Consider the following 23,845-nt stretch of genomic DNA (forward strand, 5'->3'; position numbering starts at 1 on the left):
CAAAAAATGACGTATTGTTGTGCCCTTCGTTTAGAGCAAGGTATGCTATTTATCAGTGATACACGTACCAATGCTGGTGTGGATCACATTTCGGTATTTCGAAAATTATATACCTTTGGGGTAGATGGGGAGCGCGTTATCGTACTCCAGGCTTCCGGAAACCTGGCAACAACACAGGCGGTAATCGGACATATCAGAAATCAGCTGGAACTCAGGCAGGAACCGAATATCCTGAGTTTACCGACCATGTTTGATGTTGCGGAACTGGTGGGTAATACACTCAAAAAAGTGATTGCCAATGTCACGGATGATAGTTTAGAACAAAGTACTTACTATTGTAATTTCCTGGTCGGCGGCCAGATTAAAAATCAGGAAATGCAGCTCTATCATATCTACCCGCAAGGCAATTTTATTTGCGCGACACGAGATACGCCATATTTCCAGATTGGTGAAAGCAAATACGGTAAGCCGATTCTGGATCGTGCCTTGACCTATGATATGCCACTCGATGAAGCATTACGTTGTTCTTTGATTTCTTTTGCTTCTACCTTACGTTCAAATGTATCTGTCGGTATGCCACTGGATGTACTTGTCTATAAAAAAGACAGCTTAATGATGCCGAAAGGTAAACGTATTGCTGAAGACGATGAATATTTTACGGATATCAGTCGGCAATGGTCTGAAACTTTAAAGAAAGGCCTTGCTGAATTGCCAACACCATCGAATGATTATTTCTTATAATATTTATAGAAATAAAAATAAGTTTTTCTTATAAGAATTAGTAAAAATTGACTGCTTAGTGTACAGTGCTAACTTCTATAAGATATTGCATAGATAAGAATAGAGGTTAGCCGCATGTACCAATTTTGTTACGCCAGTGAAAGTACCTCGTCCAAAGCCGACTTACTTCAAGATTTAACGGATATCCTTAAAGAAGCACGTGATTTTAATCATCCTAATCAAATAACAGGTGTGCTTTATTTTGCTGATGGACATTTTTTCCAGTGCCTGGAGGGTGAATGTCTGGTTTTAAAAGCTTTACTGACAGAGAGACTGTCTAAAGATCCACGCCATAAAAATATTAAACTATTTGAAACTAAAGAGATTGAGCAGCGTACTTTTGGCGACTGGTCGATGAAATACATTTCTAAACGCAGTTCCATTCAACAATTCTGCCAAGAGATGGGATTTGAAGTTTTTACGCCTAATGATTTTAACCAGGAACAAGTAGATGCCTTACTATTTGAACTGTCATTAATCGAAAATGAAGAGCAAAAATCGGCTTAAATGCTGACTTTGTAAAAAAGCCCAATTTATATTGGGCTTTTTTATTTTTGGCTAGTTTTTCTTTAAACCAGTTTGCGTACCGGGCGGGCAGACATACGGCAAAGCAATTCATAACCAATGGTGCCATTGGCTTCAGCCACATCATCGACCAGACGGGATTTGCCCCATAGTTCGACTTCAGTACCCAATTCCAGATTGAGACCAGTTGCATCAATGGCAATCATGTCCATTGCCACACGGCCAATCACACGGGTTTGCTGACCATTAATCGCTACATGGTTCTGTTTTGGGAAAGCACGTGGATAACCGTCACCATAACCGATAGAAACAATGGCCAAGGTCATGTCTTTGTCAGCAGTAAAAGTTGAACCATAACCGACATGTACACCAGGTTTGATATTATTCAATGCAATCACTTCAGCGGTAAAAGTCATGACTGGTTTTAGATCTAGATCATGTACAGTCTTGTCTGCAAATGGAGTCGCGCCGTAGAGCATGATGCCCGGACGAACAAAGTCAAAATGCAATTCTGGATATTTATAGATCGCAGCTGAGTTACAGCAAGAACCCATTAAAGGTGCGCAGTCATTCTTCACTTCCAAGAACTGCTGGATTTGCTGTTCATTGAGAGGATGTTCCGCATCAGCATTGGCAAAGTGCATCGCCAGCACGCAGGTAAAACCTTCTGCTTTTAATTGATTGATCACATTTTTAATCACATCAATTTTAAAACCAAGACGGTTCATACCGCTGTTGAGTTTTACCCAAACTTTTAGGCCTTTCGCAATATAGGCTTCTTTATTTGCCAGTAACCAGTCCAGTTGTGGCTGATGATGCACAATGACTTCAATATTCTGATCGATCACAACCTGCATTTCATCTGCAGAGAAAATGCCTTCGATTAGGGTAATGGGTTGCTGGTAGCCGAGTTCACGAATTTCCAGGGCTTCTTCCAGACAGGCGACACCAAAGGCATCACTATCTTTTAAGGCTGCTAAGCAGTCTTTAATTCCATGTCCGTAAGCATTGGCTTTGACCATGCTGACGATTTTAGCGGTTGGGGCAAGTTGTTTGACACGGTTTAAATTATATTGCAGTGCTTCACTGTCAATATAAACTGTAGCTTGGCGCACCCTAGATACTCCTGCGGGATGACAAAAATAATATCGTGTGGAACACACAAAACAGGGAGAGAAATAACAGGATTGTGAAAACAAAAGCGGTCATTTCAAAATTGTGAATATTGTAGACCTATCTACTATAAATGGACATGCTCATTTATATAATTTCATGCACAGCAAGCATTCTAAATAAAAAAGAGACCATTTCGGCCTCTTTTCTACACTCAGATCAAACTTGAATACTTACTCTTCATCATCATACTGGGCATAGAACTCAGGAGAGAGGTTACTGAAACGGGTATATTGACCTTCAAATGCCAGACGTACGGTACCAATTGGACCATTACGCTGTTTACCGATAATAATCTCGGCAGTGCCGGCTTCTTTCGATTCCTTGTTATAAACCTCGTCACGGTAAATAAACATGATCAAGTCGGCATCCTGTTCGATCGCACCAGATTCACGAAGGTCAGACATCACCGGGCGTTTGTTGGGACGGTTTTCTAGAGAACGGTTCAACTGTGATAAGGCAATGACTGGACATTGCATCTCTTTGGCCAAGGCTTTTAAGCTTCGAGAAATTTCCGAGATCTCGCCTACACGGTTATCACCCATACCCGGTACTTTCATCAATTGAAGATAATCGACCATGATACAACCGAGCTTACCGCCATGCATTTTGGCAATACGACGCGCACGCGCACGAACCTCAGTCGGTGGTAGTGCAGAGGAATCATCGATATAAAGATGCTTTTCCTGTAAATGCACAATGGTACTAGTCACTTTTGACCATTCATCGCTGTCCATTTTACCAGCACGTAAGTGACCTTGATGCACCCGGCCGAAAGAGGAAATCAAACGCATCGCAATCGAATCCGCTGGCATTTCCATCGAATAGACCAGTGCAGGGAGGTTGTTGTTAAACAGCACGCTTTCGACCAGGTTCATGGCAAAGGTGGTTTTACCCATAGAAGGACGGGCTGCGACAATAATCAGGTCGCCAGCCTGCATACCGGAAGTTTTATTGTCCAGTTCCACGAAACCGGTGGTCAGACCGGTAATTGAACCTTCAAGCTGAGAAAGTTCATTTAGCTTATCGAATACGTCTGCGACAACGGTATTAATGGCTTTTGGGCCTTGAGCCTTGGCATTGTTATTATGTTGTTCGGCAATCGAGAAAATATTAGTTTCAGCCAGATCTAGAATTTCACTCACCGGACGGCCTTTAGTGTCATAGGCATTCTGTAAAATTTCAGAGCTGACCTTGATCATGCTACGTAAAGTAGAGAACTCTTTAATTTTGCCGGCATAGGTTTCCAGGTTATAGAAACTCGAAGGCGAATCAGCCATCAGCTGCATTAAATATTCTTCACCACCGACCGCATCGAGTAAGTTCTGCTTGATCAGCCAGTCATGAACCAGTACTGCATCATAAGGCGAGTTTTCTTTAGAAAGCTGTTCAATGGCACGGAAGATATATTTATGCCGGGTCGCATAAAAATCATTTTCGGTAAGTACATCGCCGACTTGTTCAAAAGATTCAGCCACAGTCATAAGGGCAGCAAGTACAGCCTGTTCAATCGCTAAATTGTGCGGGGGAGTACGGAACTCCTTAAGTTGGGTATCAGCAACAATTTCTGGTTTAGCGGTAGGTGCCTTTTTGCTGGCATTCGCCTGTGACATATAAATCCCTGATTTTAAATACAATGGTTAAATATTGTCGGAGATGAATAAGGTTTATTCACTACGAGATGAAATGATACGCGGTCTGATCCAAAATGCGAAGTGCAATTTTTTGTGAACGCGAAGAATAAATTGAATTTTCTACTGTTGAGCAGATTATATTTTTTAGAGATAAAAAAAGAGCATGCCAAAGCATGCCCTTTTTTCGGTGAGAAATTACTCAGCTACGATAGTAACCAGAACTTCTGCAGCAACATCATGGTGCAATTGGATTGCGATGTTGAATTCACCAGTGTTGCGAAGTGCGCCATTTGGAAGACGAACTTCAGCACGGTCAACTGTAAGACCAGCATTTGTCAACGCGTCAGCGATGTCACGAGTACCGATTGAACCGAACAGTTTACCTTCATCACCAGCTTTCGCAGTGATTACGATGTTAACTTCGTTCAATTGGTCAGCACGTGCTTGAGCAGCAGCTAATACTTCAGCTTCTTGTTTCTCAAGTTCAGCACGACGAGCTTCAAAAGCAGCAGTGTTAGCTTCAGTAGCTGCAACTGCTTTACCTTGAGGGATCAAGTAGTTACGGCCGTAACCAGCTTTAACTGAAACTTTATCACCAAGTTTACCAAGGTTTTTAATGCGTTGTAATAAGATAATATCCACAGCTCAACCTCACTTATGATTGTCAGTGTAAGGGATCAAAGACAAGTAGCGAGCTTGTTTGATAGCAAGTGCTAGCTGACGTTGGTAACGAGCTTTAGTACCTGTAATACGGCTAGGAACAATCTTGCCGTTTTCAGTGATGTACTGTTTTAAAGTGTCGATATCTTTGTAGTCGATGTACGTAACGTTCTCAGCTGTAAAGCGGCAGAACTTGCGACGACGGTAAAAACGTGCCATGTTAGGTTCTCCTTATGCTTCAGCAGAGTCTTGAGCTTGTTGTGCTTCTTCACGTTGAGCTTTACGCGCACGTTTTTCTTCAGCACTCTTAGCCAATAGTGACTCTTCAGTGATAGCGTTTTCACGACGGATGATAAGGCTACGAATGATTGCATCGTTATAACGAAACAATTCTTCTAGCTCATCAAGAGTAGTTTGACCACACTCAACATTCATCAGAATGTAGTGAGCTTTGTGGATCTTGTTGATTGGGTAAGCCAATTGACGACGGCCCCAGTCTTCAAGACGGTGGATTTGACCTTCAGCTTCTTTGATGTGAGTCAGGTAACGTTCTACCATACCCACAACTTGATCGCTTTGGTCTGGATGTACCAATAGTACGATTTCGTAGTGACGCATTGTCAGCTCCTTACGGTTTAAACAGCCCCAATTTAAGTGAAATTGAAGCAAGGAGTCACAACCTTGGTTGTGTCGCATAATATGCGAAGCGTGAAGTTTAGTGGTTTTGGGGCTGAAATACAAGCAAATCTTGCCAGATGATGAATGTTTAAGTAGGTATGGAAGCAAATAAAAATTTACAAGAGGGAAATTTCTAGAAGAAACACAGTTACTTTAAGTAAGCTTGAAAGGAATTAGGTATTTAGCAGGAGAAATAAAAAAGATAGAGTAAAACTCTATCTTCTTAAAAGAATATGATTGGATTCTGCGGGGCAGTAGAAGTAAAACTGAAAATAATACTGATCACGGTAATTAGTTTGACCGAGAACATGAAATACTGTTTTGCCCATGCCTGATTATCTTCAGCTTTAAAGCCCTGAATACTGAGATAGATCCAGTAAAGCGTCATCAGATTTAATACCACCAGATAGATCCAGTTTGCATAACCATAAACAAATAAAGCATTCATGGTAATTCCGAACAATATCACGTAGATCAAAGATTCGATCTTGGTACGTCGAATTGAACGGGCGACAGGCAGAATTGGAATGCCTGCATTTTTATAATCTTCAAAACGATAGACTGCAATTCCCCATGAATGGGGCATTTGCCAGAGTGCATACCCTAGAAAAATTAAAAGGGCACCCAGGTCAAACTGGCTTGCAACTGCGGTATAACCGATCACAGGCGGTGCTGCACCAGAAATACTGCCTACCAGTGTTTGGTGAATAGTTGTTCGTTTTGTCCATAAGCTGTAAAAACCAACGTATACGACAAAACCAATAACTGCGAATAGGAAAGCGTATGCATTTACCCAGAACCATAAAATGCCAAAACCGATCACACCCAGTACAAAAGCAAAGGTGAGAGCAACAGGTACAGAAATAGTTTTTTTGACAAGTGCGCGATTTTGCGTGCGCTGCATTTTTTGGTCGATGTCCTGATCAATAACGTTATTGACCACGCATCCTGATGCCACTACGAGAGTAGTACCAATAAGAGTAAGAAGCAGGAGAAGGAAATCTACAGAACCTTGAGTGGCTACGAAGTAGCCACCCAAAGTGGTAACAAAGTTACCGAAGAGAATTCCTGGCTTAGTCAGGAATAAATACTTTTTCAGCATGACAACCAGTTTAGATCATCATGTTGTAGTGTAGGTAGTTCATGATCCATACAGAACCCACTAAAAGAATAGCGATGGTTAAGATGGTATACACAAATGCAATTACGTTCCAGCGTTGCTCTGAAGAAGAGTTCATGTGCAAGAAGTAAATTAATTGCACAAGAATCTGAGCGACTGCAGTAATTGCAATAGCAGTAATCAAGATACCGCGGCTAAAACCACCTGCCATGACCATACCGAATGGAATTACAGTAAGGACAACAGACAGGATGAAGCCAACAGTATATTGCTTCATGTTACCGTGTGATTCGCCAGCAGCGTTATGATCATGACTCATTATAGAACTCCCATCAAGTAAACTACGCTGAATACACAGATCCATACGATGTCAAGGAAGTGCCAGAACAAGCTTAGGCACGCAAGACGACGAGTGTTAGGTAGAGTCAAACCATATTTCTTGATTTGAATCATTAACACGATCATCCATACCAAACCTGAAGTCACGTGGATACCGTGCGTACCTACCAACGTAAAGAACGAAGACAGGAACGCAGAAGTGCTAGGGCCATGACCAGCATGAACTAAATGATTGAACTCATAAAGTTCCATACCGATGAAGGCAGCACCAAATAACCAAGTGATCGCTAACCAGGTAAGAACCTGACCAACGTTTTTCTTGTAGGCAGCTAGAACGGCAAAACCAAAAGTTACGGAAGAGATCAAGAGGGCAAACGTTTCAGTTAAAACGAAGCCTAATGAATCACCAAACAGATCACGCGCGCTTGGAGTGCCTAATGGAACGTGGCTACTTAAAACAGCGAATGCAATGAAGAGTGTACCGAAAAGGATAAGGTCACTCATCAAGTAAGTCCAGAAACCAAAGACAGTGATGTCAGTATCATCGTGATGATGATGCTCATCGTGCCCGTGGTTATCGTGATGAAGTACTTCAGCCATGGTCTTAGTCCTTCTTCAAGTGTTTTTCAAGGATCGCATAACGTTCACCTTCAATACGCTCAACTTCAGCAGCAGGAACATAGTAATCCACTTTCTTGGTGAAAGAAGATACGATGAAGCTGATGATAGCTGCTACGAAAGTAACCGCTACTAACCACCAGATGTGCCAGATTAACGCGAAGCCCATAACAGTAATGAACATTGCGATAATGAAACCAGCAGCACGGTTAGTCGGCATATGGATATCTTCGTACTTCGTAGGTTTTGCATAAGCAACACCGTTTTCTTTCTCGATCCAGAAAGTATCAATACCATTGATCTTTGGAAGATGAGCAAAGTTATAGAACGGAGCAGGAGAAGATGTAGCCCATTCAAGCGTACGACCATCCCATGGATCGCCAGTCAAATCTAGACGTTGATCGCGTTGTAGGAAACCAACAACGATTTGCATGATGAAACATACAATACCAAGTGCAACAAGAACTGCACCGAACATTGCGATGTTTACATACGGATCCCAGTCTGGGTTATCAAATGTATTCAGACGACGCGTCATACCCATGAAACCAAGGATATAAAGTGGCATGAATGCAAAGTAGAAACCGAAGAACCAGAACCAGAATGCAGCTTTACCCCAAGTTTCATTCAGTCTCCAACCAAACATTTTTGGCCAGTAGTAGATGATACCTGCGAACATACCGAATACTACACCACCAATAATTACGTTATGGAAGTGAGCAATCAAGAACAATGAGTTGTGTACCAGGAAGTCCGCTGGTGGAACTGCCATTAATACACCTGTCATACCACCGATACCGAAGGTCACAAGGAAGCCAAGTGTCCAAAGCATTGGTGTTGTATAGGTAATGCGGCCCTTATACATGGTGAATAACCAAGAGAAGATTTTCACACCAGTAGGGATCGCAATAATCATGGTCATGATACCGAAGAACGCGTTAACGTTGGCACCTGCACCCATGGTAAAGAAGTGGTGAACCCATACAACGAATGACAATACTGTAATTGCAACTGTTGCATACACCATTGATTTATAACCGAACAACGTTTTACGGGAGAACGTCGCAGTAATCTCAGAGAAAATACCGAATGCAGGTAAAATCAAGATATATACTTCAGGGTGACCCCAAGTCCAAATCAAGTTCACATAAAGCATTGGGCTACCGCCTAGCTCGTTTGTGAAGAAATGGAAGCCGAAGTAACGGTCAAGAGACAGCATTGCAATAGTAGCAGTCAACACTGGGAATGACGCAATAATCAATACTGCTGTACATAAAGATGTCCAGGTAAAGATTGGCATATCCATCAGTTTCATGCCAGGCGCACGCATTTTGATGATGGTAACGAAGAAGTTAACACCCGTTAATAGCGTACCCAGACCTGAAATCTGCAGTGCCCAGATGTAGTAATCCACACCTACGCCAGGAGAGTATTCAATGCCTGATAGTGGAGGATAAGCCATCCAACCAGTCGCAGCGAATTCACCTAGAGCAAGTGAAACCATCATCAAACCTGCAGCACCAGCAAACAGCCAGAAGCTTAAAGAGTTTAATAATGGGAATGCAACGTCACGTGCACCGATTTGAAGCGGTACAGAGATGTTCATTAAACCAACAACAAGACCCATTGCCACGAAGAAGATCATGATCACACCGTGTGCGGTGAAGATCTGGTCATAGTGTTCTGGGTGCAAGTAACCTTCGCCGCCACCTTTTGCAAGGAACTGCTGAAGACGCATCATGATCGCATCGGCGAAACCACGTACCAGCATGATCACTGATACAAAGATATACATGATACCAATTTTTTTATGGTCTACAGATGTGAACCATTCGTTCCACAGGTAGCCCCATTTTTTGAAGTAGGTAATACCTGCAACAACTGCGATACCACCTAAGATCATCATTGCAACAGTTACCAGTACGATTGGATCGTACGGAATTGCATCTGGACCTAACTTACCTAAGAAGCTCATGAATTATTCTCCTTGAGAAGCAGTCGCATGTTCAACATCTACATGTGCTTCAGAAGCAGCTGCTTCCTGGTGAGCAACAGAAGACGCTGAGTGATCAGCACCGTGATAGTTACTCATGTAGTTATTGATCACAGATTCAAACAAACCTTGCTCAACAGAAGAGTAGTAAGTCACTGGATGTGGCTTAGTTGGGTAAGGCTTCATTGCTTCAGCAGCAGCCTTCTCTTCAGGAGTCGTAGCTTTTGCAATAATCGCTTCGATTTGGTGTTTACCACGGTTACCGTCACGCAAGCTTGCAAATTCAGCTTGGTCTAAAACAGTTTTTTGAACTGCTTCTGGATTTACTGAAGTACCGTTACCTGCTTTAACTGCAGCTACCCATTCAGCAAACTGAGCATCAGTCACAGCATGTGCACGGAAGCGCATTTGTGAGAAGCCATAGCCTGAATAGTTAGAAGAGAAACCGCGGTAGCCTTCAGCTGGGCTAGTTTCGTCTGCCATTAAGTTCAGGTGAGTTTGCATACCCGCCATTGCATAGATCTGACCACTTAACGCAGGGATGAAGAATGAGTTCATCGTGAAGTTAGAAGTCAAACGAAGACTTACCGGAGTTTTCTCTGGGAAGCGAATTTCGTTTACAGTCGCAATGTTTTGTTCTGGGTAGATGAAGATCCATTTGAACTGTTCAGCAATAACCTGAACTGTTAATGGTGCTTTATCTGCCTCAAGTGGGCGGTATGGGTCGTACTTGTGGGAACCCCACCAAGTTAACCAAGCTAAAATACCAATAATAATGACAGGGATACCCCAAACTACAATTTCAATCGCAGTAGAGTGTGCCCATGTAGGTTTATAGTCTGCGTCTTTATTCGATGCGCGATATTTCCAACCGAACCATAATGCCATGATAATTGATGGAATTACCACCAATAGCATTAAGTAAATCGCAGTCATCATCAGGCTGCTTTGGCCTTCAGCAACTGGACCTTTAGAGTTCAGAAGTACTAGATCACCACCACACCCTGTTAAAAGTGCAGCCATCGTTGATAAAGACAATACAGCTAAAATCGTTTGTCTCATTTTACAACCTCGGTGAAGAGTCCCATTCCCTAATTTAATATGGGATAGCGATTAAAGTGTCGCATGATAAAAGAGGCCGTTTTTTTACAAAACACCCTTCTAATCATAATACACCGCTACGTTGTAGGGCATTATGCCTGATATTGCCAAACTAAGCTATATATAAAGGTGCTTTAAATGACTGTAATAAAAACCGATTTTGTTGGTCAGGTTTCAAGAATATTTATAGGAATTTTATTGTAATTTCAAAGTTATGTAGGAAAATGGGATGCCAAAACATCCCATTTTATGGCAGAACTAATTATTGTTTAACGACTTGGGTTTTTGCCAGTTTATCGTGCACGGTTTGACGTTTTTGCCCTAAACCGAACGCCCAGTCAATGATTGTGCTGAGTGGCATGAAGATAATATTCAGGAAAATAAAGAATACACTGCGAATAGTGAAGGCGCGCATCAAGCTGGTTTTTTCACCAGTCTCGGCATCTACGATCTTAATTTTAGTCAGTTTTTTACCGATACTTTGACCCGATTTGGCAATCAGAAAGGCCTGAATAGCGAGCATGATCACCAGGTAAATTGCAGTCGCAATCCATGCCTGTTGTGAAAACATGTCAAACATCTGAGTTTGTAGTTGCTGTGCCAGAGCAGGGTCAGCGTCACTACTTAACATCACATTCATAAACTCCTGGTTCAGTTGTGCAAACTGGGTTTCCTGTTCAGGAGTAAAAAATGCGGTCAAAATAAACGTCGCAGGCAGCCATAAAAGCAGATCCACAATCTTGGCTAAAATACGGCTTGGAATACTCGCCAGTTCTTTTTTTGCTGCAACATTTTGAGAACTGCGGGCACGAAGATGGTCTGTACTTGACTCATTTGTGTTCTGTGGAGCCTGATAGACTGGTGTCGCTGGCGTTTCTGGTGCTACATAGCCTTCAGGCTGATAGATCAGTTTCCCTTGGGTGAGTTCACCTAAAGCTTTCCATTCGGTCATACCTTGATGCCAAGCCAAATCAGTCAGAAGTACCTGTTGGTTGGCAAGCATCTGATTTAATTGCTCGAGCGTATATGGGCCAGCTTGTTGATTATTTCGTGCCAAGTAAATCTGCATATAAACTGAATCTCAAAAATATAAATTTAGACAAAAATTGAACTAGGAGTTTAAGTATTTTCAGGCTGAAAACAAATAAAAGAATATAAGTGTAATATATGGATAAGTTTAGGATTTTCAAGAATGTTCATCACCAAATTCCTCCATAATTGAGACAGTGTAGCAAGGATTGATGATTTTGCTATCAAGATGTGAAAATTCACTTAAATTTAATTATGCAATTTTTTATCATGCTGTTTGTTGGTATTTGTTTGTCATTACACTAAGAAGCTTATGCTTATATAAATAATTTGATTTCAGCTAAATCAAAAAACATATGATTAACCGCTTAACTATAAATGTGATTAAGACAGTATCTAGGTAATATTGAGAACATAAAAAAAGACCCTATGAAAGGGTCTTTTCTTATAGAGTGAATTAAGCCTTTTGAGCTTTCTCTTCAGACAGGAAGAACCAGGTATCCAATACTGAGTCTGGGTTAAGAGATACAGATTCAATACCTTGTTCCATCAGCCATTGTGCAAGATCTGGGTGGTCAGAAGGACCTTGGCCACAGATACCTACATATTTGCCTGCTTTACGGCAAGCATGGATGGCCATAGAAAGAAGCGCTTTTACTGCTGGATCACGTTCATCAAACAAGTGAGAAACAATACCAGAGTCACGGTCCAGACCAAGTGTTAATTGAGTCAAGTCGTTTGAACCGATAGAGAAACCATCGAAGTGTTCAAGGAACTGTTCAGCTAACAAAGCGTTAGTTGGTAATTCACACATCATGATCACTTTAAGACCATTTTCACCACGTTTCAGACCGTTTTGACCTAATAGCTCAATAACACGTTTAGCTTCAGCAACAGTACGTACGAACGGGATCATGATTTGAACATTAGTCAGGCCCATTTCGTCACGAACTTTTTTCAGTGCACGGCATTCAAGTTCGAAGCAGTCACGGAAGTTGTCAGATACATAACGGCTTGCACCACGGAAGCCCAACATTGGGTTTTCTTCTTCAGGTTCGTACAGTTTACCGCCGATCAGGTTAGCGTATTCGTTTGACTTGAAGTCAGACATACGTACGATCACTGGTTTGTCAGCGAACGCAGCAGCAAGCGTAGAGATACCTTCAACCAGTTTTTCTACATAGAATTCGATTGGAGATGCATAACCTGCAGTACGGGCAAGTACAGCAGCACGAGTTTCACGTGGCAGACTATCGATGTTCAATAATGCTTTAGGATGCACGCCGATCATACGGTTGATGATGAACTCTAGACGAGCAAGACCAATACCTTCGTTCGGAATTTGTGCGAAGTCAAATGCACGATCCGGGTTACCTACGTTCATCATGATTTTGAACGGAAGTTTTGGCATAGATTCGATAGAGTTGGTTTGGATTTCGAAATCCAATGCACCTTCGTAGATGAAACCAGTATCACCTTCAGCACAAGATACAGTTACTTCCTGACCGTCAACCAGGACTTCGGTTGCATTACCACAACCTACGATAGCTGGAACACCAAGCTCACGTGCAATGATTGCAGCGTGACAAGTACGACCACCACGGTTAGTTACAATCGCAGCAGCACGTTTCATTACTGGTTCCCAATCCGGGTCAGTCATATCAGATACAAGTACATCACCGTCTTGTACTTTGTCCATTTCTTTAATTGAAGTTACGATGCGGACTTTACCAGAACCGATACGTTGACCGATTGAACGGCCTTCACAGATTACAGTACCACGTTGTTTTAACAGGTAGCGTTCCATCGTGCCGACATTTTCACGGCTCTTCACAGTTTCAGGACGCGCCTGAACGATGTAGATTTTGCCGTCATCACCGTCTTTCGCCCACTCGATGTCCATTGGAGAACCGTAGTGGTTTTCAATGATCAGTGCTTGCTTAGCCAATTCTTGCAGTTCATGATCGTTCAATGCAAATTGTTGACGATCCGCTTTTTCTACATCAACTACAACAACTGATTTACCCGCAGCGGCTTCTTCACCATAAATCATTTTCTGGTGTTTAGAACCTAAGTTACGGCGCAGTACAGCGTGTTTGCCTGCATTTAGAAGCGGTTTTGAAATATAGAATTCATCCGGGTTTACTGCACCCTGAACTACCATTTCACCCAAGCCATAAGAAGCTGTAATGAATACTGCATCACGGAAGCCTGATTCAGTATCTAGAGTGAACATTACACCAGCAGCACCAGTTTCTGAGCGAACCATACGTTGTACGCCTGCAGAAAGAGCAACCACGTCATGCGCAAAGTTTTGGTGTACACGGTAAGAGATCGCGCGGTCATTGTACAAAGATGCAAACACTTCTTTGATCGCGATCAGAACGTTATCGATACCACGAATGTTCAGGAAGGTTTCTTGCTGACCTGCGAAAGAAGCATCAGGTAAGTCTTCTGCAGTCGCAGATGAACGAACGGCAACCGCGATGTCAGGGTTGCCGTTTGAAAGTTCTGCAAAAGCTGCACGAATTTCCTTTTCCAGTTCAGCAGTAAGTGGAGTTTCCACAATCCATTGACGAATCTTTGCACCAGTTTCAGCAAGTGCATTGACGTCATCAACGTTAAGTGCAGCAAGCTCTGCATTGATTTTAGCGTTTAGGCCACTTTGCTCGAGAAATTCACGATAAGCAGCAGCTGTTGTTGCGAAGCCACCTGGTACTGATACACCAGCATTAGATAAGTGGCTGATCATTTCGCCCAGAGATGAGTTTTTCCCACCTACAAGCTCAACATCGTGCTTCCCTAATTTTTCTAGACCAATTACGCGCGCTTCCAAAGTTGTTACTCCACTTTTGCAGTATTAATCACTATCTTGGCATGAGAGTATAGCAAATCTTCTAGGTTTTTGATTTTACTAAGCGACAGTCATGTAAGATCGGTTTACTATAAAGATTATATAGTACTAAGACAAATGTTTGAGGAGAATTTTAATGTCAGAAGGTAAACAAATTCAGCGGAGTGTGTTTTTTATTTCCGATGGTACTGCCATTACTGCTGAAACCCTTGGCCACTCACTGTTAGCGCAGTTTCCGCATGTGGATTTTGACATTCATATTATCCCTTATATTAGCTCTGAAGAAGCGGCCATGAATGTAGTCACAGAGATCAATGAACGTGCCCAAAAAGACGGTCAAAAACCTTTGGTTTTCGATACGTTAGTGGATCCCTATGTGCGTGAAATCATTAATACTGCAAATGCAGTAAATCTTGATGTTTTTGAAGGGCTTATCAGTAAATTATCAGAAGAGCTTGGTACTGAACCTACGACTTTAGTCGGTCAGACCCATGCGGTGACCGATTCTGAGTCTTATAAGGCACGTATTGATGCCGTACATTTTGCGCTCGACAATGATGATGGTGCGCGTACGCGTCACTATGATAAGGCTGATCTGATCCTGATTGGCGTATCGCGTTCCGGTAAGACTCCAACCTCAATTTATTTGTCTCTGCAATTTGGAATTCGTGTAGCGAACTATCCGCTAACTGAAGAAGATCTGGACGATAACCGCCTGCCAGCAGTGCTAAGACCGCATAAAAACAAGCTTTTTGGCTTGATGATTGATGCAGAACGTCTGGTTGCAATTCGTACAGAACGTAAGGCCAACAGCCGTTATGCCAGCTTTAGCCAGTGTCAGATGGAACTGCGTGCAATTGAAGGCATCTATATTTCGGAAGGGATAAAGTACCTGAATGTTTCGGAAATGTCGATTGAAGAAATCTCAACGCGTGTCTTACAGATGACAGGACTAAAACGTCGAATTGGCTAAAAAGAATTCAGAGCCAGACTTCAGTTTGGCTCTGATTTATAGATAAAAATTAATAAAAATACTGCTTTCATAGAAATAAAATATGAATATTATAAGTTGTTGAAATATTCAATATTTTAATAAAAAATGTAGTGATTGTTTTTTAAACTTTTTTGCTATTCAATGAAATCAAAAATTCAATTTTGCAGAGCTAAATTTTTCCAAATACACTCCGAATTTTTAATCTTATGTGCTAAAAACAGATTAACTTGCTGATTGAAAAGTATGCACAATTAGCTCAACCTGATGTTCATCTCCATTAATACAATGAATACTATTTTCGGAAATTTTTGCAATAGGCCAGGTAATCAGCTGGCAATTTTCACGTTGCAGAGCAGCATAATAGTGATCTGATTTAAGATAAACTTTGGATGCGGCTGCAAGATTTGGCATGAGCTGGCGTCTGAGCCATAAATTTTGTACCTGATTTTCTAGATAACGTAATGATAAAATGCTTTTAATGCGGTTATTAAATAGGCGTCGATTTTTAATGATTAAGGGGTGATTTAATAACCGCTGCAAACCACGTTCAGTACCTGGCAATACAAATTGCGGATTAATCTGAAAAACTTTTACTGAGCGAGCTTGCTGGCCAATCTTGTCGAGCTGGCTTACTGTAAATTGATCCGTACCGATAATCGCAATATCTTTTCCGGCACAGTCAAGTTCAGCGAGCTGGGAAGAGGGCATTTTAATGCCAGTAAAATGCTGGAAATTTTCGGGACGATTCTCAAATATACCCGTGTGTGCATCCTGCTTGGTAGACATTGTTTTTCCTTGAAATTATTTAATAATTGGTCTTATTTGCTTTGTTATAGATATTAACAAAAGCCCTAGAGCGGTAAAGTTCAAAATTTAACTTAGACAGTCATTCTTTTTTCTATTGTATTTTTAATGAGACATAGATGTATTAAAGCGCAGGAGATCCATCTTAGACATGGATTTATCTATTTGGAGACTTAAAATTTTCAAACAAAGTTTTAAAAAATATACCCATTCCTAAGAGTGGGTATATAGATCAGAATAAATTAGGCAAAGCAAGACAGCATTATTGCCCGTTTTTGATCTGCATCAGCAATTCAAAATTATGCAGACGTTTCTCTGTGTCATAGATGTCACAGGTGAAGATAAACTCATCTACATCATATTTTGCTATGAGTGCTTCCAAACCGGCTTTAACAGTTTCTTTGGAACCCACTTGCGCCATGGCAAAGAAATTGTCGACAGACATTTTTTCAGGTGGTGACCAGAGTCCTTCCATAGAATCAATCGGCGCTTTCAATTTCAGGCTTTGACCGCGAATCAGGGCAAGGACACGCTGGTAAGCACTTGTTGCCAGATATTCAGCTTCTTCATCTGTATCTGCGACACAAGTCGGTACGCCCATAGAAACATAAGGACGATCCAGATATTCAGACGGTTCGAAATTGTCCCGATACAATTGAATCGCTTGACCAAGCATCCGCGGAGCAAAGTGAGATGCAAAAGAATAGGGTAGACCGAGTTTTGCTGCCAGTTGTGCACTAAATAGGCTGGAACCTAATAACCACACAGGTACGTGTGTGCTTTGGCCTGGAGTCGCCACAATGCGTTGGCCTGGAATCGGATCTTTAAAGTATTGCAGAATTTCTAAAACATCCTGCGGGAACTGATCTTCAGTTTCCTGGCGGCCACGACGCAAAGCACGCATGGTCATTTGATCGGTACCCGGAGCACGACCCAGTCCCAGTTCAATACGATCTGGATATAAAGTCGCTAATGTACCGAATTGCTCTGCTACTACAAGTGGAGCGTGGTTTGGCAACATAATGCCGCCAGAACCAAGTTTGATGCTATTGGTATTTGCCAGTAAATAGCCTAAGAGAACGGCAGTCGCTGAGCTGGCAATACCATCCATATTATGATGCTCGGCCAGCCACATCCGGCTATAACCTAGACGTTCTGCGGTCTGGGCCAGTTCCAACGCATGTTGCAGGGAGAATTGAATGGTCTTATCGTCACGAACTGGAACCAGTTCGAGAATAGAGAACTGGGTATCGGTAAGCGTACGCATAATATTACTCTTGAATAAACATGACTAAGAGCATACGACTTTGCATTGTATTTGTATATCGAAAAAAATCGATATATATGTAAACCAAAATAACAGACAAAAAAATAAGCATCCGAAGATGCTTATTCAAGGAGGAAAAGTGATTAGAGGAAATCTTAGCGACGGTGGTTATAACGGTAGTTGCTAGTACGATAGTTTTTTGAACTATAGCGACGGTCATAACGGTCATCATAACGACGGTCTTCGCTGACTTTTTTACCAAGGGCAGAACCACCAGCAGAACCTAATGCAGCACCAATTAAGCCGCCATTAGAACCCGCCATGTTTTTACCTACGGCATAACCGGCACCACCACCTAAAGCACCGCCGATAATCGCACCATTACGGTCACGTTTATTCGCTGCTACTGCGGCACCAGCACCACCGCCAATCGCAGAACCGATTGTTGCACCAGTTGTACCACCCATTTTATTGCCCACTGCGGCACCAACGACACCACCCAAAGCAGAAGCTAAAGCCGTATTCGTTGTATTTCCGGCATTGGCGGCTGTCATACCCATGGCTGAGGTTGCTACGACAGCGATCATTAGAGATTTGTAATTCATGAGTACACCTTTTATATATCTAGCTGTATTTGTTGATGAGATAAATTTAATCTAGCAACCGTCAAATAGCATGGAGGCAGTGTTGGCGAATTGTGATTTTTATCTCCTTAATTTATTCATGATCTAGTTCTGATAATTTGATGTATTACATGAATTTGGATGTGTTGAACATACAATAAAAAAAGCACCCAAACAGGTGCTTTTAATGTTAAATGTAGCGTCGAATTTAAAGAGCCTAAGGGCAAGAAATTAACGGTGACGTTTTTTCCAGTGTTTAGCACGATTCGCTTTGGCACGATCGGCTGCTTTATCTTTAGAAATTTTATTACCTAATGCTGCACCACCCGCAGCACCGAGTGCTGAACCGATGTAACCGCCATTAGAACCGCCCATGTTTTTACCTACGGTATAACCAGCACCACCACCTAAAGCACCACCAATTGCAGATGAGGTACGGTTTTTCTTGTTACTTGCAACAGCAGCACCACCTGCACCACCTAATGCAGCACCAATTGTTGCGCCAGTGTTGCCCCCCATGTTTTTGCCCAGTGCAGTACCAGCAACGCTACCTAAAGCACTTGCTGCTGCCACACGTGCAGTACTGTCTGCATGCGCACTCACTGTCATCATTGAGCCAGCAGCCATTGCAGCACTCAGTAAAATTGCATTGAGTTTCATGTTGTAACTCCGTGTCCCTGATAGGACTTTCATATGTTAGTGTGTTTCGACGCAGAAAATGTAACAAATCATGCCCAAAAGAATGTGAAGATCTACCTCCATATTTAATGTGTTTATTTGCCAATTTGTAAAATGAGAAATAAATAAGGATCGAATTGAGCAGAAAAAATCCAAAACCGAAGATTTTATTTATATTTGTTAACAAATGACGGTGACATCGCTGCATCTAAGCAATGACTTACTGAATAATGATGTTCATTGACCCAGAGAATCGTTAAACTAGGCGCAATTTTTTGATTTCGCTGTGCTAAATCACTGTTTAGGCACAGCCTTATGTTTGAGATTTTTTAGAAAATGAAAGAATCGTTACGTTTACGATTAGACCAACTCTCTGACCGTCATGAAGAACTGACTGCGTTATTGGCAGATGTTGAAGTGATTTCGGACAACAAGCGTTTTCGCCAGTTATCACGTGAGCATAATGATTTAACCGAGATTACCAGCGTTTGGACCAAGTACAAACAGGCTGAAGAAGATATTGAAACTGCGCAAGCCATGCTGTCTGATCCTGACTTTAAGGAAATGGCGCAGGAAGAGATTAAGGAAAATAAAGCCCTGATCGAACAGCTTGAGGCTGATTTGAATATCCTGATGATTCCAAAAGATCCGAATGATGCCAACTCTGCTTATTTGGAAATTCGTGCCGGAACCGGTGGTGATGAAGCGGCAATCTTCTCGGGTGATTTATTCCGTATGTATAGCAAATATGCGGAATCTCAAGGTTGGCGTATTGAAATCCTGTCTGAAAATGAAGGTGAGCATGGTGGCTATAAAGAAGTCATCTGCCTGGTGAATGGTGAAGGGGTATATGGTCGCCTGAAATTTGAAAGTGGAGCACACCGTGTACAACGTGTGCCTGCGACAGAATCGCAAGGTCGTGTACATACTTCAGCGTGTACGGTAGCAATTCTTCCAGAAGTGGATGTAGATACTTCAGTCGACATTAACCCGGCTGACCTACGTATCGACACTTACCGCGCATCAGGTGCTGGTGGTCAGCACATTAACAAAACTGACTCTGCGGTGCGTATTACGCACATTCCAACCGGTACTGTGGTGGAATGTCAGGATGAACGTTCACAGCATAAAAACAAAGCCAAAGCGATGGCTTTATTGGTTTCACGTCTGGAAAATGCCAAACGTGCCGCAGCAGATGCCGCAACTTCGGAAATGCGCCGTGATTTGGTCGGTTCGGGTGACCGTTCAGAACGTATTCGCACCTATAACTATCCACAAGGTCGTATGACCGATCACCGTATTAACCTGACTTTATATAAGCTGGATGCCGTGATGGAAGGTGATCTGACTGAGCTATTAGACAGTCTGCATCGTGAATATCAGGCCGATCAGTTGGCCATGCTTGCACAGCAGAATGGTGGCTAATGAACATTCAAGAAGCACTGGCTTTACGTGGTGAACCTGAAAGTTATGAACGTCAGGAAAATGCCTGGCTGTTGGAACACATTACCAAGATTGATGCTTTTGATCTGGTAATGAAAAAAGACCAGCAGTTAACGCCTGAACAGGAACAGGCCTATGTCGAAAGCCTGGCGAGGATTGCTGCAGGTGAGCCATTGGCCTATGTCACCGGTTCACAGCCGTTTTGGACACTGGATTTAAAAGTCACTAAAGATACGCTAGTACCACGCCCGGATACCGAAGTGCTGGTCGAAACAGTCCTGAAATTAGACCTGCCGGAAGATGCACGAATTGTTGACTTGGGAACTGGTACCGGTGCCATTGCCTTGTCACTGGCGTCTGAGCGCCCTAACTGGTCTGTTACCGCTTCGGATATTTATGAACCCACACTGGAAGTTGCGAAATATAATGCGGAACAGCATGATTTAGATCAGGTGCGGTTTGTGCTTGGTTCCTGGCTAAAACCATTTGGTCGGCAGTTCTTTGATGCGATTGTATCTAATCCACCGTATATTGATGCAGACGATGAGCATATGCCAGATCTGGCGACTGAGCCGGAACGTGCGCTGGTTTCAGACAAAAATGGCTTGGCTGATATTGAGATGATTATTCAGCAAGCCAAAAAACATCTGACCGTAAATGGCTGGGTTGTGCTTGAGCACGGCTATGATCAGGGCGATGCGGTCCGCCATCTGTTTACTCAAGCTGGCTATAAACAGGTCCGTACAGTGAAAGATTATGGCGGAAATGACCGGGTAACTTTAGGTCAGTGGCCACATTAATTTTTAAAGCTTGATATAATAAAAAAGCGACCTGGATAGGTCGCTTTTTTAATTCTTTTATTCAATAAATTATGACTTTTTAATCACATCCCGCCAGCGTAGTAAGCGGGTTTCGAACAATTTCATAATGCTATCGGTGATTTTGCCTAGGACTGCTAACAGGATAATCGCAATAATCACAATATCCGGACGTGAAGTTTCACGACCATCACTGAGCAGATAACCAATCCCTTGAGTGGCAGCAATCAATTCAGCTGCAATCATAAACATCCAGGATAAACTCAGGCTATTCCTTAAGCCAGTCAATATTCCCGGTGAGGCAGCAGGCAATACAATCTGCTGAACCTGTTGCCAGTATTTCAGGCGATAGACTTTTGCGACTTCAATCAGCTTACGATCCACACCCTGAATCGCTGCCACAGTATTGGTATATGTCGGGAAGAAGGCACCAATTGCGATCAAGGTGATTTTAGAAGATTCATCAATCCCTAACCAAAGTAAAAGTAACGGAATCCAAGCCAGACTCGGAATGGATTTAATTGCAGAAAACGTTGGTTCCAGAAAATCTTCTGCATGTCTGTTTAGCCCAACCAGGATCGCAAAGATCAGTCCCAATCCACTACCAATCCCAAAGCCAAGAAAAACCCGCCAGCTACTGGTCCAGATGTGTTGCCATAAATCGCCCTCAGCCAGTTCAGTAAAGGACTGAAACAGGCTACTCGGTGCAGGCAACAGATAAGGTTCGATTACGCCATTACGGACCAGTATTTCTACCAATACGATAAAAATAACAGGCAGGGTGAGGGCTTTGATCAGCGAAATGCTGCGTGGTAACACAGCAGATTTTGACTGTTCTTCCACGCTCAACTGTTCCGAGATGCTTTTCGGTATAGCCATTACTTAGTTGCAACCTTTTTAGCATAGCGGGCATCAAATAATTGAGTCACGACCTGATTGACATTGGTTCCTTTACGAACCAGTTCTTCTTCCGTCAGGATACGACCAGCTTTTTGTAATGCCTCGGTATGTTTGGTGGTTGGAATATTCTGATCCAGATTAGTACGGCTGAGTTGAAGCTTGGCGACTTCAATCGGAAGCTTGGCTTCACGTGCCAGTAATTCAGCCAATTTGTCGGGATTGGCTTTCGCCCATTGACGTGCCTGTTCATAAGCTTTAATCACTGCTTCAATCGCTTCCGGACTGGATTTGGCAAACTGGTCTTTTACGCTCAGTACGCTATAAGAGTTAAAGCTGACATTGCGATATAGCAATTTGGCACCTGACTGTGCCTGCGCAGATGCCATTAAAGGATCAAGGCCTGCCCAGGCATCGACCTGTTTACGCTCTAACGCAGTCTTACCATCCGGATGCTGTAAATGAACGAGCTCTACATCGCGTTTGCCCAAACCAATCGTATCTAAGGCTTGTAAAGTAAATAAGAAAGGATCTGTACCTTTAGTGGCAGCAATCTTTTTACCTTTCAAATCTTTCAGAGATTTGATATTTGAATCTTTATTAACGACCAGTGCTGTCCATTCAGGCTGGCTCTGGATATAAACTGTTTTAATCGGGCTACCATTGGCGCGGCTAAGTACTGCCGCTAAACCTGCAGTAGAAGCAAAATCTGTGCTACCGCTATTTAGATATTCGAGTGAGCGGTTACTGCCTTGGCTAAATACCCATTTAATCTTGGTTTTTGGCAAAGCTTTTTCTAGCAGTTTCTGTTCTTTAACCACCAGACTGGTCGGTGCGTAATAGGCATAATCCAATTTTAATTCAGATGGAATCGCTGCGTTAGCCAAGCCGGTAAAGAAAGAAATAGAAAGACCGAGTAAAGTCAGACCCGAAGTTCTTAATGTTTTTTTCATGAATATCTCAATCTTGAATTAAATTTTTTACATTCATATCGATAAATCGATAAGCACACAAAAAAGAAAAAAAGATAATCAAATCAAAAAATGAAATAATTAACAGCTTTAAATATAGGTATTTGTTTTTATTTGAATTTATTAAATAAAGAATAGAAAGGTTTTGCTTAGATAAAATTTTAAAAATGGTATGGCGTAAATTGATAAGCTGTTTTTTTAATCATTCGTCTTTGCAGTAGGAAGTTTTATAAATAACGAGTGCCATAAAAAAAGCGATGCATTAGCATCGCTTTTTGAGTCACTATTTTATCAATCTGGATAGCTTACATTGGGTAGTCTTGCAGACAGTCATAAACCTCGACTTGATCTAGGCTACCAGTTTCCATTGCCAGGCAAAGAGCCACGACTTTGGCAGTATCAGCAAGATATTGTTCATCTTTCAGTGCAATACCTTGTTGTAATGCAACGATGCGCTCAGCCGGAATTTCAAGCGATTTCGCAGCTTCAGTGGCATCAATCTGGTTAAAGAAGTGCACAATAGCATCTTTGAGGGCAGAATCAGACGCATTCAAGATGCCTTGATTCAATTGCTCTGCATTAAGATCGGTCGAAGAAACTAAAGCCTGGGCGAAGTTTTGAACAAGATTTTGTCCAAGAACATCAGTCATCTTTAACATGGAAAATACCTTCAACAAGGAAAGAGGGAAAGGGAGTACAGCCAAAAGTGAAGCACTAAAAATTGATTGAAAAATAAACTATATTAATAGGGAATGCAAAGCATTATGGATGACCGTTCAGTCCTCTATTTTTGGGCTGTAAGCCTTGAAAAATATAACTGTTGAGAAAATATAAATTTAAATTTAT

The 23,845-nt window shown here is 42.1% G+C and carries 24 protein-coding genes; 5 read left to right on the forward strand and 19 right to left on the reverse strand.

Features of this window, described 5'->3' with window-relative positions; genetic code table 11:
- The first annotated feature begins 6 nt into the window (after positions 1-6).
- Entirely contained in the window at positions 7-741 is a 735-nt protein-coding gene (locus tag FTV14_RS04310; protein WP_004783888.1) for a proteasome-type protease, read from the forward strand.
- A gap of 114 nt (positions 742-855) precedes the next feature.
- Positions 856-1,287 (forward strand): BLUF domain-containing protein, encoded by a 432-nt coding sequence (locus tag FTV14_RS04315; protein ID WP_180053416.1) that lies wholly within the window; start codon positions 856-858, stop codon positions 1,285-1,287.
- A gap of 62 nt (positions 1,288-1,349) precedes the next feature.
- Here FTV14_RS04315 and alr read toward each other — a convergent pair whose 3' ends face one another.
- The 12 genes from alr to ppsA form a co-directional block, all read right to left on the reverse strand.
- Entirely contained in the window at positions 1,350-2,420 is a 1,071-nt protein-coding gene (gene alr / locus FTV14_RS04320; protein WP_180053417.1) for an alanine racemase, read from the reverse strand.
- Between the two features lie 231 nt (positions 2,421-2,651).
- Positions 2,652-4,091, reverse strand: a complete 1,440-nt coding sequence (gene dnaB, locus FTV14_RS04325) for a replicative DNA helicase (RefSeq protein WP_004783882.1) — start codon at positions 4,089-4,091, stop codon at positions 2,652-2,654.
- 216 nt (positions 4,092-4,307) lie between these two features.
- Positions 4,308-4,754, reverse strand: coding sequence for a 50S ribosomal protein L9 (gene rplI / locus FTV14_RS04330; protein ID WP_004783880.1), 447 nt, complete (start codon positions 4,752-4,754; stop codon positions 4,308-4,310).
- Positions 4,755-4,763: 9 nt separating this feature from the next.
- Positions 4,764-4,991: a 30S ribosomal protein S18 gene (rpsR, locus tag FTV14_RS04335; RefSeq protein WP_004278792.1), complete on the reverse strand. Its 228-nt coding sequence runs from the start codon at positions 4,989-4,991 to the stop codon at positions 4,764-4,766.
- A 12-nt stretch (positions 4,992-5,003) separates the two neighbouring features.
- A complete protein-coding gene (rpsF, locus tag FTV14_RS04340) occupies positions 5,004-5,390 on the reverse strand; it encodes a 30S ribosomal protein S6 (protein ID WP_004696436.1) in 387 nt (128 codons plus the stop codon).
- A 283-nt stretch (positions 5,391-5,673) separates the two neighbouring features.
- The gene (gene cyoE, locus FTV14_RS04345; protein WP_179992465.1) at positions 5,674-6,552 is read right to left on the reverse strand and encodes a heme o synthase; all 879 of its coding nucleotides are present in this window, start codon (positions 6,550-6,552) and stop codon (positions 5,674-5,676) included.
- 10 nt (positions 6,553-6,562) lie between these two features.
- A complete protein-coding gene (locus FTV14_RS04350) occupies positions 6,563-6,892 on the reverse strand; it encodes a cytochrome o ubiquinol oxidase subunit IV (RefSeq protein WP_171064814.1) in 330 nt (109 codons plus the stop codon).
- Positions 6,889-7,509 carry a cytochrome o ubiquinol oxidase subunit III gene (cyoC, locus tag FTV14_RS04355; RefSeq protein WP_004783873.1) on the reverse strand — a complete coding sequence of 207 codons (621 nt, stop codon included), beginning with the start codon at positions 7,507-7,509 and terminating at the stop codon, positions 6,889-6,891. The genes FTV14_RS04350 and cyoC overlap by 4 nt, the downstream gene beginning before the upstream one ends.
- A gap of 4 nt (positions 7,510-7,513) precedes the next feature.
- Positions 7,514-9,502 (reverse strand): cytochrome o ubiquinol oxidase subunit I, encoded by a 1,989-nt coding sequence (gene cyoB, locus FTV14_RS04360; RefSeq protein ID WP_180053418.1) that lies wholly within the window; start codon positions 9,500-9,502, stop codon positions 7,514-7,516.
- Positions 9,503-9,505: 3 nt separating this feature from the next.
- Positions 9,506-10,582, reverse strand: coding sequence for a ubiquinol oxidase subunit II (gene cyoA, locus FTV14_RS04365; protein ID WP_005236020.1), 1,077 nt, complete (start codon positions 10,580-10,582; stop codon positions 9,506-9,508).
- Between the two features lie 301 nt (positions 10,583-10,883).
- Entirely contained in the window at positions 10,884-11,690 is an 807-nt protein-coding gene (locus FTV14_RS04370; RefSeq protein ID WP_004783867.1) for an RDD family protein, read from the reverse strand.
- 417 nt (positions 11,691-12,107) lie between these two features.
- Entirely contained in the window at positions 12,108-14,486 is a 2,379-nt protein-coding gene (gene ppsA / locus FTV14_RS04375; RefSeq protein WP_004783865.1) for a phosphoenolpyruvate synthase, read from the reverse strand.
- Positions 14,487-14,640: 154 nt separating this feature from the next.
- Here ppsA and FTV14_RS04380 point away from each other — a divergent pair, with 154 nt between their 5' ends.
- Complete coding sequence (locus tag FTV14_RS04380; RefSeq protein WP_166134959.1) at positions 14,641-15,477, forward strand: pyruvate, water dikinase regulatory protein; 837 nt, start codon at positions 14,641-14,643, stop codon at positions 15,475-15,477.
- A gap of 243 nt (positions 15,478-15,720) precedes the next feature.
- Here FTV14_RS04380 and FTV14_RS04385 read toward each other — a convergent pair whose 3' ends face one another.
- The 4 genes from FTV14_RS04385 to FTV14_RS04400 form a co-directional block, all read right to left on the reverse strand.
- Positions 15,721-16,284 carry a flavoprotein gene (locus FTV14_RS04385; RefSeq protein WP_180053419.1) on the reverse strand — a complete coding sequence of 188 codons (564 nt, stop codon included), beginning with the start codon at positions 16,282-16,284 and terminating at the stop codon, positions 15,721-15,723.
- Between the two features lie 280 nt (positions 16,285-16,564).
- On the reverse strand, positions 16,565-17,569 hold the full coding sequence (locus FTV14_RS04390) for an LLM class flavin-dependent oxidoreductase (protein WP_004783860.1): 1,005 nt from the start codon (positions 17,567-17,569) through the stop codon (positions 16,565-16,567).
- A 155-nt stretch (positions 17,570-17,724) separates the two neighbouring features.
- Positions 17,725-18,174 carry a hypothetical protein gene (locus FTV14_RS04395; RefSeq protein WP_004783858.1) on the reverse strand — a complete coding sequence of 150 codons (450 nt, stop codon included), beginning with the start codon at positions 18,172-18,174 and terminating at the stop codon, positions 17,725-17,727.
- 249 nt (positions 18,175-18,423) lie between these two features.
- Positions 18,424-18,852 (reverse strand): glycine zipper domain-containing protein, encoded by a 429-nt coding sequence (locus FTV14_RS04400; protein WP_034171622.1) that lies wholly within the window; start codon positions 18,850-18,852, stop codon positions 18,424-18,426.
- A gap of 354 nt (positions 18,853-19,206) precedes the next feature.
- On the opposite strand from FTV14_RS04400, the gene prfA reads away from it, so the two are divergent.
- Together prfA and prmC are read left to right on the forward strand one after the other, a co-directional pair.
- On the forward strand, positions 19,207-20,295 hold the full coding sequence (gene prfA, locus FTV14_RS04405) for a peptide chain release factor 1 (protein WP_004783856.1): 1,089 nt from the start codon (positions 19,207-19,209) through the stop codon (positions 20,293-20,295).
- Positions 20,295-21,113 (forward strand): peptide chain release factor N(5)-glutamine methyltransferase, encoded by an 819-nt coding sequence (gene prmC / locus FTV14_RS04410; RefSeq protein WP_180053420.1) that lies wholly within the window; start codon positions 20,295-20,297, stop codon positions 21,111-21,113. The genes prfA and prmC overlap by 1 nt, the downstream gene beginning before the upstream one ends.
- A 69-nt stretch (positions 21,114-21,182) precedes the next feature.
- Here the strand turns inward: prmC and FTV14_RS04415 are convergent, their stop codons facing one another.
- The 3 genes from FTV14_RS04415 to FTV14_RS04425 all read right to left on the reverse strand — a co-directional run bounded on the left by FTV14_RS04415 (position 21,183) and on the right by FTV14_RS04425 (position 23,658).
- On the reverse strand, positions 21,183-22,010 hold the full coding sequence (locus tag FTV14_RS04415; protein WP_179993311.1) for an ABC transporter permease: 828 nt from the start codon (positions 22,008-22,010) through the stop codon (positions 21,183-21,185).
- The gene (locus FTV14_RS04420) at positions 22,010-22,981 is read right to left on the reverse strand and encodes an aliphatic sulfonate ABC transporter substrate-binding protein (RefSeq protein WP_159123178.1); all 972 of its coding nucleotides are present in this window, start codon (positions 22,979-22,981) and stop codon (positions 22,010-22,012) included. The genes FTV14_RS04415 and FTV14_RS04420 overlap by 1 nt, the downstream gene beginning before the upstream one ends.
- Positions 22,982-23,304: 323 nt before the next feature.
- The gene (locus FTV14_RS04425; protein ID WP_004783846.1) at positions 23,305-23,658 is read right to left on the reverse strand and encodes a hypothetical protein; all 354 of its coding nucleotides are present in this window, start codon (positions 23,656-23,658) and stop codon (positions 23,305-23,307) included.
- Positions 23,659-23,845 lie beyond the last annotated feature (187 nt).

Source organism: Acinetobacter sp. YH12236 (assembly GCF_013417645.1).
In the GTDB taxonomy this organism is placed as follows: Bacteria; Pseudomonadota; Gammaproteobacteria; order Pseudomonadales; family Moraxellaceae; genus Acinetobacter.